Annotated in this window: 10 protein-coding genes; 2 read left to right on the plus strand and 8 right to left on the minus strand. The window is 39.9% G+C overall.

Features of this window, described 5'->3' with window-relative positions:
* The first annotated feature begins 1,115 nt into the window (after positions 1–1,115).
* Together tnpA and BUB19_RS21175 are read left to right on the plus strand one after the other, a co-directional pair.
* A complete protein-coding gene (gene tnpA / locus BUB19_RS21160; RefSeq protein WP_073097548.1) occupies positions 1,116–1,556 on the plus strand; it encodes an IS200/IS605 family transposase in 441 nt (146 codons plus the stop codon).
* Positions 1,557–2,208: 652 nt separating this feature from the next.
* The gene (locus tag BUB19_RS21175) at positions 2,209–2,508 is read left to right on the plus strand and encodes a cupin domain-containing protein (protein WP_073097552.1); all 300 of its coding nucleotides are present in this window, start codon (positions 2,209–2,211) and stop codon (positions 2,506–2,508) included.
* A 51-nt stretch (positions 2,509–2,559) separates the two neighbouring features.
* Here BUB19_RS21175 and BUB19_RS21180 read toward each other — a convergent pair whose 3' ends face one another.
* From BUB19_RS21180 to BUB19_RS24415, 8 genes are all read right to left on the minus strand, one after another.
* A complete protein-coding gene (locus BUB19_RS21180) occupies positions 2,560–3,564 on the minus strand; it encodes an NADP-dependent oxidoreductase (protein WP_218588585.1) in 1,005 nt (334 codons plus the stop codon).
* A 289-nt stretch (positions 3,565–3,853) separates the two neighbouring features.
* Entirely contained in the window at positions 3,854–4,771 is a 918-nt protein-coding gene (locus BUB19_RS21185; RefSeq protein WP_073097553.1) for a bile acid:sodium symporter family protein, read from the minus strand.
* Between the two features lie 511 nt (positions 4,772–5,282).
* Positions 5,283–5,657: a hypothetical protein gene (locus tag BUB19_RS21190; protein WP_143156122.1), complete on the minus strand. Its 375-nt coding sequence runs from the start codon at positions 5,655–5,657 to the stop codon at positions 5,283–5,285.
* A gap of 87 nt (positions 5,658–5,744) precedes the next feature.
* The gene (locus BUB19_RS21195) at positions 5,745–6,086 is read right to left on the minus strand and encodes a hypothetical protein (RefSeq protein ID WP_073097556.1); all 342 of its coding nucleotides are present in this window, start codon (positions 6,084–6,086) and stop codon (positions 5,745–5,747) included.
* 831 nt (positions 6,087–6,917) lie between these two features.
* A complete protein-coding gene (locus BUB19_RS21200) occupies positions 6,918–7,355 on the minus strand; it encodes a hypothetical protein (RefSeq protein ID WP_073097557.1) in 438 nt (145 codons plus the stop codon).
* A 498-nt stretch (positions 7,356–7,853) separates the two neighbouring features.
* Positions 7,854–8,657, minus strand: coding sequence for a TlpA family protein disulfide reductase (locus BUB19_RS21205; protein WP_073097559.1), 804 nt, complete (start codon positions 8,655–8,657; stop codon positions 7,854–7,856).
* Positions 8,658–8,813: 156 nt separating this feature from the next.
* The gene (locus BUB19_RS21210; protein WP_073097560.1) at positions 8,814–9,212 is read right to left on the minus strand and encodes a hypothetical protein; all 399 of its coding nucleotides are present in this window, start codon (positions 9,210–9,212) and stop codon (positions 8,814–8,816) included.
* Between the two features lie 655 nt (positions 9,213–9,867).
* Positions 9,868–10,089 (minus strand): hypothetical protein (locus BUB19_RS24415; protein WP_218588582.1); only part of this gene is annotated, 222 nt, incomplete at its 5' end.

The raw sequence follows: 10,089 nt of genomic DNA on the forward strand, positions 1-10,089 counted from the left end.
AATTTGATTAAAAAGAACTTTCATCACCGGATGAAGGGCCTTTTTTATGATAAAAGCAATTTTTGAGAGGAGAGGTTAGGGCTGAAATTTTTAGCTAAAGCCAATTGTCCATAAATACCAGGTCGCCCACAGCTAAAGCAGTGGGCAATTGAATTCTATTCCAAGTCCAGATCAATAGGAATGCGGCTTTAGCCCATTCCAATGGATAAAATTTTACAATCCGGGCTTTAGCCCAAATAAGGGAATGTTAAATATCCCGGGAATTGGATCGCTGATGGAAGACTCCTCTCATCAGGCCAAAGCAGTGGGTAATTGATTTGCAGGAATTTTGCTTCCAAATTCTGGATTGTAAACAAATGGCTCAATAGGAAATAGGCCATTCTCTGAAATTAAGTCCCCTGAACCAAGGCTTTAGCCGAACTAGATGAATTTGGGAAATTTGGATTTGAAAGGTTATAGATAAATGGTTTGGCTAAAGCCAATTTTCCATAAATACCAGAATGCCCACAGCTAAAGCAGTAGGTAATTGATTATAAGAACCATACCCCAGAAAATTAATCCTCAATAGGAATGCGGCTTTAGCCCATTCCCATGGATAAAATTTTACAATCCGGGCTTTAGCCCAAATAAGGGAATGTTAAATATCCCGGGAATTGGATCGCTAATGGAAGACCTTATTTCATCAGGCCAAAGCAGTGGGCAATTGATTATAGAAATCCTGGTTCCAAATAATTATTCCTCAAAATTTTTATTCCTCAATAGGAATGCGGCTTTAGCCCATTCCCTGAAATTGAGCCCCGTAAACCCAGGCTTTAGCCATTAGGATGAAATAGCAAAAATGGGATTGGAGAGGTTATGGATAAAGATTTTGGCTAAAGCCGATGAAAGGGAATAATTTCCTATAGCCCACAGCTAAAGCAGTGGGCAATTGAATTCTATTCCAGGTCCAGATCAATAGGAATGTGGCTTTAGCCCATTCCCTAGAATTGAGTCCCCTGGTCCCCGGCTTTAGCCAAAATTAACGAGATGAAAAGCTGTTAATTTTTAAATTAGATTGAGTTAGCAAATTTTCCGAATGATTTATTAAATTAGTATGACCATCATCTCTTTTTAATATGCCATTCGTAAAGGTTTATATCCATTTTATTTGGAGCACCAAAAATCGGGTACCATTCCTTAACTCAAAAACTTTGAGAAGCAAAGTATGGTCCCATATTAGAGAAAATGCCGTAAAGAAAGGTATTTTCATCGACCACATCAACGGTTATGCAAACCATTGTCATTGCCTGGTATCAATGGGTATTGACCAAAACATTCAAAAACTGATGCAATTGATCAAAGGCGAGTCTTCCTTTTGGATCAACAAACATAAACTTACCCAAGCGAAATTTGAATGGCAAGACGAATATTTTGCAGTTTCTGTTTCCGAATCCAGGATGAATGCGGTCAGAACCTATATTAGAAATCAGGAAGAGCACCATCTAAAAAAAACATTCCAGCAGGAGTATGAGGAATTTATTGAGAAATATGGATTTGAGCAGTTAAAAGATAAATGATGTAATCTATATGTCGGGCATCTCCGGACTGCCCCTTTGGGGAGGTTTGGTTGAAGCCATAATTACTGAAATACTTTTATTGCCTACAGCTAAAGCAGTCGGCAATTGAGGAATAAATCCAGGTTCCAAAGGGATACTTCTCAATAGCAATGCGGATTTAGCCCATTCCCACAGATAAAATCCCACCCCCCAGGCTTTAGCCAAAATATATGAAATAGCGAGATGTGGATTCGATAGGTTTATGGATAAATGATTTGGCTAAAGCCAATTTTCCATAAATACCAGGATGCCCACAGCTAAAGCAGTGGGCAATTGAGGAATAAATCCAGGTTCCAAAGGGATACTTCTCAATAGGAATGCGGCTTTAGCCCATTCCCACGGATAAAACCCCGCCCCCCAGGCTTTAGCCGAAATGGAGGAATGGCAAATATTCCAGGCTTGTGATCTGAAATGAGATGCCCCCATTTTCCCGACCAGATGCTGTATACTTTAATAATGGAGACATCCCGCTGTTTTTTCTTAACTTGGTATTACAAAAACCTCCATCTTACGGGCGGAATAAATCGGATCGATTCGTAAATAAAAGATGGCCTGGTAGAAATTAGCCCAGGCGAGGATTACAAATAAAACAAAAACCCTAAAAAATAACCAAATGACGATCAAAGAAATAAAGAAAGAGCTCAAAGCTTCCAGCCACCCCATTGCAAAATCACTCCATCACGGCACCGGATTCAAGGTGCTGGTCATGGGATTCCTCAAAGGCATGGTTTTAAAAGAACACAAAGCCCATACGGTATCAAAACTAACCGTTTTGGAAGGAGCTGTGATTTACAAAGAAGAAAACAGGGTTTTGGAACTGAAGCAATATGAGGAAGTAGACATTCCCTTGGAAATTACCCATTCAGTGGAGGCCATGGAAGACAGTTTGTGTATACTGTCTCAAGGCGAATAAGCGGATTGATTTTCAGGCATCAAATCCTCCTTCCAGAAGGAGACGCTACAGCTATTCTCCTACTTTAACGATCATTTTGCCCTTATTTTTCCCCTCAAATAAATCCAGAAAGGCTTGGGGAATATTGTCGAAGCCCTCTGCAATCGTTTCTCTGGATTGAAGCCTCCCCTCGTTTAACCAGGCAGCCAATTGCCGGGTTGCTGATGGGAACTTGGAAGCAAAATCGCCGATGATAAATCCCCGCATGGTCGCACTTTTGGTGAGGAGTATGGGCTGCAACCGGGGGCCCATTGGCACCTCTGTTTCGTTATAGAGCGAGATGGCACCGCAAACCGGCAATCGTGCAAACTTATTAATGTGAGCCAGTACCGCATCGGAGATCTCCCCGCCTACGTTGTCAAAGTAAACATCTACTCCATCGGGGCAGCTGCTTTTGATCGCCGCTTTCAAATCCGGCGTTGTTTTGTAGTTGATGGCATGATCAAAATGAAACGTAGAGGTAAGCAACTTTACTTTCTCATCATTGCCGGTAATGCCCACCACTTTGCAACCCAGCAATTTCCCGATCTGTCCCACTACCGTTCCCACCGCTCCGGCAGCACCGGAAACCACCAGGGTCTCCCCTTCCTTAGGCTTTCCGATTTCCGTCAATCCCAAATAGGCGGTAAGCCCGGTCATTCCCAAAATACCCAAATAACTGGATAGTTTTGCCAGCTTAGGGTCTACCTTAGTCAGTCCTTTGCCTGTGGAGGTCTGGAACTCCTTCCAGGCCAACATGCCAGAGACAAAATCTCCCTTTTTGAAATCCTGTAAATGGGAATCCACTACTTCGGCTATTATACCCGACTGAATCGGTTTGTTTAATTCGAAGGGTGGGATATAGGATTTCGCATCATTCATCCTGCCCCGAAGATAGGGGTCGACGGAAACATACACAGTTTTTAGCAAAAGCTCCCCTTCCTTTGGCGTTGGAACTTCCTCACTAACCGTTTTAAAATTTTCAAGGCTTGGCTTTCCTTGCGGGCGTTTGTGCAAAAGTATGGTCTTATTCATCATTATAGAGATTTCTATATAAGGTGACAAAAATGATACCGCAAGCCGGAAAAGCAATGGAAATAACTGTCCCCCGATTATTATTCTGAATATTGCATCAGGTAAAACCGAATGAAAAAGAGGCCAGCCCCCTCCTTTTCATGTGTGAAATTTGAATTTGAAGGGTTATGGATAAATGATTTGGCTAAAGCCATTGAAAGGGAAAAATTTCCTATTGCCCACAGCTAAAGCAGTGGGCAATTGAGGAAAAAATCCTGGTTCCAAATGATTATTCCACAATTGGAATGCGGCTTTAGGCCATTACTTTTTTGGATGTGTATTTTACCTTAGACAAGCCCCAGGCGAGTGCCAGGCCGGAAATCATATCCCAGATGCCCCACCATCCGGCGATGATCGCCATTCCTCCCAAGCCATCAAAAAAGTTGAAGATCAACACCAAAGCAATGCCTGAATTTTGAATCCCCGTTTCTATGGTGATCGCCTTTTTGTCCGGAAGGGATAGGCCAAAAAGCTGCCCCAGGCCATATCCAGCTCCATAAGCAAGGGCATTGTGCAAAAGCACAATGAGCACAATGAAATGAATGTATTCCATAAAAATCGCAAAATTAGCAGCAAAGGCACCCACGATAAAGGCGATAAAAATAAGCATGGAGAGGATGCGGATTGGCTTGCGGATGGTAGCGATTACTTTGGTGAAATAATGATTGAGCAACATGCCCAGCAGCAAGGGAATGCCCACGATCAGCAGTATGGTTTCCAGCATATCTATAAAACTGATGTTAATCTGTGGTAAGGAAGTGCCGCCGCTCAGGTACAGGTTTCCCCAGAAGGTAAAATTGGCCGGAGTAGCGATCACGGCTGCCAGGGTGGCAATGCTGGTCAGGCTTACTGATAAGGCCCCATTACCACCGGCCATCACGGACAGCAAATTGGATAAGTTGCCTCCTGAGCAGCTAGCTACCAGGAGCATACCCAAAGCGACACTGGGAATAGGATCAATGAATAAAATCAGCAAAAAGGTCAGCAGGGGCAAAGCCAGGAATTGGGCCATCAAGCCTATCATTAAACTTTTGGGCTTTTGCCAAACGTTTTTGAAGTCAGATAGGCTTAATTCTATGGCTACGCCAAACATGACCAGACCCATGCAGATATTCAGCAACAGCAGGCTATCGCGGTTAAAATTCAGCCTAATCTCATCTAGTATTTCCATGGTATTTAGCGGTTCTGTTTAAAGGTACTTGTAGCAATGGCTTTGTTTTTCCCGGCTTTACTATTTACTGTATATCCATGAATGGTGTTGCCAGGCTTTTCCAAAAAATGGCAAATCAGGCTTCCGAGACGCAAATTACTTATATTCAGGCAATCTGCTAATAATTTTTACCCGCAATAGTCTTGCAGGCTAGAAATTATGGAAATAATTCTGAAGATGAGATATCCAATTATTTTTTTAGCCCCGGCAAAACATAAGGAGGCGTTGGTTAAAAACACGCTTCCTCAATAGGAATGCAGCTTTAGCCCAAATGGATAAAATGGTGAAATTAAGATTGGAAGGGTTAGGGATAAAGGGTTTGGCTAAAGCCAATTTTCCATAGATGCCAGGTTGCCCACAGCTAAAGCAGTGGGCAATTGAGGAAAAAAATCCTTATTTTAAATGGTTCTTACTCAATAGGAAATAGCCCATTCCGAAAAATCCGGCTTCAGTCAAAATGGAAAAAAGGTACTTATTTATTGATTTCATCATAAATAAGATCTCCATTCCACACTATTCGTGATACATGCTTGTTTTTTCCAAATGGATCTAATGGTGTCCAATGTTTGGCGTAAAATATTTCGACTTCTGACCGCACCATTTCGCTGCTTAAATTTACTATATCCCGAGCCCCATCAAGTCCGCGATTTATGTAATAATTTTTATCATAACCTTCAATTTTCAACGAAATATCCCTCGTTTTTTCATTGCTACCAATCGACACCAAATTTCCCTGAATCACTTCCGTGTCTTCCAATGTGCTGGTAGAAATTGGTCGTAGTCCATATATTGTGACCAGAAGGATTATTAAGACCGGTAATGCAATAAAAATTGTTCGCTTTTTCATGTTGTTCAGGATTGTATTTTTATTCCTTGGTGTGATTTTCTAAATCTCCAAATCTTCACAAATTTTTTGGGTTATTGGTCTTTCTTGTTAGTCCATTTCTGGCAAATGTCTCATTTTTATGATTTCAATTGAGTTATGAGAATGAAGATTAAGATGAGGATGTTCAATAAATATAGATGCAGCTTGCTCGTGGGATTCAGCGTGTACTATTGAATATGCAATCATTTTATTTTCCTTGTCGCCTACTCCATACTGATTGACAGATTTAGCTCTTCCAAGGGGGCATCCAAAATCAACTACTGAATCTTTGTGATTTACCGCCCATTTTGCCCAGGCGTCCATAAATTCCTTTTGTAAGTTCTCATCCATTGGGGTGGATTTCTCTGAATCAGTCGCTCCACCGAAATAAATTGCTAAATATTTTTTCATTTTATTTTATTGAATTTTATTAAACATAAAGCAAATTCATCTAATTACTTTAGATGGTCACGAAACACGCAGCACATGGATAAGTCAACTTGATACCAACTCATATCATATCTATTAACCAAAGATTTACAAACCCAAAATAGGTGTGATAAATCTGTATACCTTTTTGCCACTCACTAAATAACTGCACCAAACCCTCCCCTTGTCTTTCCACTTTCAAATTAATCATTTCGGATTAGGAAGCAAGCGGCATGTTGACATTTTTTTAAATGCCAGCTTTGCCTTCATCAACTAAAGAAAATAGATTACTGTAGGAATATGATGAGTTTAATGTGAAATATGGATTTGAGAAGTTAAAGGATTAATGATTGGACCAAGGATCCTGGCATATCCAATTTCACTCACTAGCAAAATTTGGCTAAAGCTATAGAGGTGGAATATCCGTATTGCCTCCAGCTATCGGGCAATACCGAGATTAATCCGATCACATTCATCTTCAATAGGAAATAGCCCATTCCCTGAAATAGCATTACCTACCCCGGCTTTAGCCGAATTGGATAAATTGGTGAAAATTGGATTGGAAGGGTTATGGATAAAGGGTTTGGCTAAAGCCAATTTTCCATAAATGCCAGGTTGCCCACAGCTAAAGCAGTGGGCAATTGATTATAAAAATTCTGACTCCAAATGGATACCTCTCAATAGGAAATAGCCCATTCCTTAGAATTGAATAACAAACCATGGGCTTTAGCCAAAATAAATGAACGGAAATCCTATAAGGGCGTACATTATCCGAACGGTACTCTTCATCGTCGCCTGTACGACAGAAAATCATCACATATTAAGGCTATAATGTATGATCAAAGGCTCTTTTCGGGGGATGGACAGGATAGGGTAAATAATCCTTGTCTTTACCCTCCAGGCTGACATTGGATTAAAACGCTTTAACCTGACTTTTGTGTAATAGCGCTTGCCTTCGCTAAATAGCACTTTCACAGAAGCGGTATTTTTACGGATTCTCAATTTGGTAATGGTACCGCTTATGGGAGTGTCACATCTTTCCGATTTTAACGCCAAAGTTCCCTCACCAAAAGAATAATACCCGGATTTACCGTACAGCACAAAACCAGTGGTATCCACCCCACCATAATCTGCCATATACCTGCCCACAATGGAGTCAGCCAATACGGTTTGCATGACCCTGCTGGATGGGCTTTGCGCAGAGGTGACGAGTGGCAGAAAAAGCAAATGCAAAATAATCAGGTACTTCATGATAAAATTTAATTTAGGAATAAAATCAAATAGATCGGTTTACCATCTGAATAGTTATTGCGAACAATATAGTTAATTTTATCGGATATCTCATTGAAATCGGAAATAACATCATTGCCCAAAAATCGCCACTTGCCATATCCGTCATTTAACCAACTCTTCTTCAATAGGAATGCGGCATTAGCCCATCCCCTGAAATAGCATTACCTATCCCGGCTTTAGCCGAATTGGATAAAATTGTGAAATATGGATTTGAAGGGTTATGGATAAAAGGTTTGGCTAAAGCCAATTTTCCATAAATGCCAGGTTGCCCACAGCTAAAGCAGTGGGCAATTGAGGAAAAAATCCTGGTTCCAAATGATTATTCTTCAATAGGAATGCGGCTTTAGCCCATTCCTTAGTGAGAATTACAATCCAAAGGGCTTTAGCCAAAATGGGGAAATTGTCTTTTAAATGGTGACTGGTATTTTAACAATGGTGGATGTTAGTTTTTTATGGTCAATCCATATTATTTTCTATAAATGCAATCATTTCTGATGCCTTATTTACCACTTTTACTATTATACCATTTTTATCTACTACTATATGCGTCGGATAGATTTGCAGGTTTAATTCTTTTTCTAAAAAATCTCTTTTTTCCGGAACCACCTGATATTTGAATGGCTTTTTTAATAGGAACCTTTCCAATTCGGGTTTGGCATCCAATGCCAGGCTAACAAAAACCCTATCGTCGTCATTTTCATGATCTTCAGCAAGCTTATTGAGTTCAGGAAACTCAGCAATACAGGCCGTACACCCAATAAACCAGGTTTTAATAAGGATGGTTTTACCTTTGGTGTTTTCATTGTTGTAGTGCCGGCCATTAAAATCTGTAAAATCAAATTCGGGAAAGGTTTTACCTTCCATTCTGAAATGCTTGAGATTGGTTGTGGACGCATTTTTTATGATACTTCCTATACCCTTATCAGCTAAAGTGTCTAATTCGTATAACTTATAGATTTCGGTTTTATCGGCAGATTTTAACTTTAAAGGAATAAAATCACCGGAAGTTAATTGCTCCAGAAATTGTTCTTTATGAATTGTGTCTGATTTTTCATTTAAACCTATAAAATCCGATGATAAGGAAATGTTAGCTGAATGATAAGTCCACCATTCGCTGAAATCAGATTCAATCTTATTGATAGTTACTTCAGGATCAAGCACACCCACTTTACCGGATATTGAATTCCCTTCTGATTTCTCCTTACAGGCGGGAAATAGAAGGTGAAGAAGTATTGGTAGAATGATTTGGTATTTACTCATTTTCGTTAAATTTATGTACAACGCTTTGGCATTAAGAAACGTAGGAAATTTAGACCCACCTACTTATCAAACTACCTATCTGCTTATTAAATGTGATGTTGTTCATGTTTAGTATTTTTTGCGCTATGTTTTTTATCGCCTGTTAGCTGTAATTTGTTATTCGCCATCTTGATACTTTATTTCAATTTCATAGTTAAGTTTACAAAGACAATGATAATCTTTTGCTTTATACCTTTCAAAATCTTGATATCCATTACAGGTTTGATGGCCATTATATTCGGTTACTTTTTTTGATATCATTCCTCTAACCTCGCTTGAAAGATTAAAACCGCCATAAACACAATCTTTATTAATACACTCAATTTGAAAAAATGCTTTGTCATTAGGATTAAGGGTTTTCTTCAATTTTTTTCTGTAAGACTCATCATAATTGAAGTTTAAGTTTAGAATGATTTCTTGGACTTGAGGAAAAGATGATTTTATTGAAGGTGAATTTTGATATGAATGCCAAAAATCATTTGCCATTTTTGCTCTTAATTTTGCTTCCTGATTCATATAATATTTCTTTTAATCAACAAACTCGAAATATAAAACTTTGATTCCAGAATTATGCGTGAAATTTCTTAGTTCATCATTGTCAACCCTATCGTACACTTCTATTCTTTTCGCTAGTCTTGGAGCAATATGGCAATCACTCCAGCGAACGCTCAAACAGATCGACGAGTGGCTCAGAAACCGCCTCCGATACTGTATCTGGCATTGCTGAGGACAAAGCCGGAGCTTTGGACCAGGTCGAGCTTTGGGCCTAACCTAAAACGTAAAAACCTGATCAGACTGGGCGTTGACCAATACCATGCTTATGCTTAGGACCGAGCGTCAAGAAAATGTCTCTTTGGACATTTTTAGCGAGGGGCCAGGAAGCGGGCTGCAACCAGAAAAGGAGGATGGGCAGTAGCCCAGAGTCCGATTCTGATTACTACGATCACTTTATCCCGCCTAAGGAGGAAAGGGTATGAATCCATGCTTTCCTATTACCTCAAATCTCAACCTACAATCCAGTGAACCGCCCGGTACGAGACCGGTACGCCGGGTGGTGTGAGGGGCAATGCTATTAAGTTAAGAAAAAAATGGCCTCTTGAGACAAAATAAGCCGATTTTCCTTATGAAAACCGGCCTACTTTAGGTAAATTATGTTGTCTTAAACATATAGCTATGAAGGTACAAAATACCAACCAAAACACGACGGATATATCTTGCGAATGTCCGAAAAAAAATCTTTGATAAAATACAATATACTGAAAATCAGGACAGTTACTGTTCTGATCCTGCCCATTTTTCCAGGTCTTCCCCACTCGACTTCCAAACTGTAGTACTTTCGGTGCTCCAACTGTTCAAAGAATCCGCTGATTCTGATACTGAAGACGTCCTTTCC

This window comes from Cyclobacterium lianum, from assembly GCF_900143075.1.
Taxonomy (GTDB): Bacteria; Bacteroidota; Bacteroidia; order Cytophagales; family Cyclobacteriaceae; genus Cyclobacterium; species Cyclobacterium lianum.

Excerpts from the sequence above, each read along its gene's own strand:
- tnpA (WP_073097548.1), top strand. The coding sequence starts at position 1,116 with ATGCCATTCGTAAAGGTTTATATCCATTTTATTTGGAGCACCAAAAAT.
- BUB19_RS21175 (WP_073097552.1), top strand. The coding sequence starts at position 2,209 with ATGACGATCAAAGAAATAAAGAAAGAGCTCAAAGCTTCCAGCCACCCC.
- BUB19_RS21180 (WP_218588585.1), bottom strand. The coding sequence starts at position 3,564 with ATGATGAATAAGACCATACTTTTGCACAAACGCCCGCAAGGAAAGCCA.
- BUB19_RS21185 (WP_073097553.1), bottom strand. The coding sequence starts at position 4,771 with ATGGAAATACTAGATGAGATTAGGCTGAATTTTAACCGCGATAGCCTG.
- BUB19_RS21190 (WP_143156122.1), bottom strand. The coding sequence starts at position 5,657 with ATGAAAAAGCGAACAATTTTTATTGCATTACCGGTCTTAATAATCCTT.
- BUB19_RS21195 (WP_073097556.1), bottom strand. The coding sequence starts at position 6,086 with ATGAAAAAATATTTAGCAATTTATTTCGGTGGAGCGACTGATTCAGAG.
- BUB19_RS21200 (WP_073097557.1), bottom strand. The coding sequence starts at position 7,355 with ATGAAGTACCTGATTATTTTGCATTTGCTTTTTCTGCCACTCGTCACC.
- BUB19_RS21205 (WP_073097559.1), bottom strand. The coding sequence starts at position 8,657 with ATGAGTAAATACCAAATCATTCTACCAATACTTCTTCACCTTCTATTT.
- BUB19_RS21210 (WP_073097560.1), bottom strand. The coding sequence starts at position 9,212 with ATGAATCAGGAAGCAAAATTAAGAGCAAAAATGGCAAATGATTTTTGG.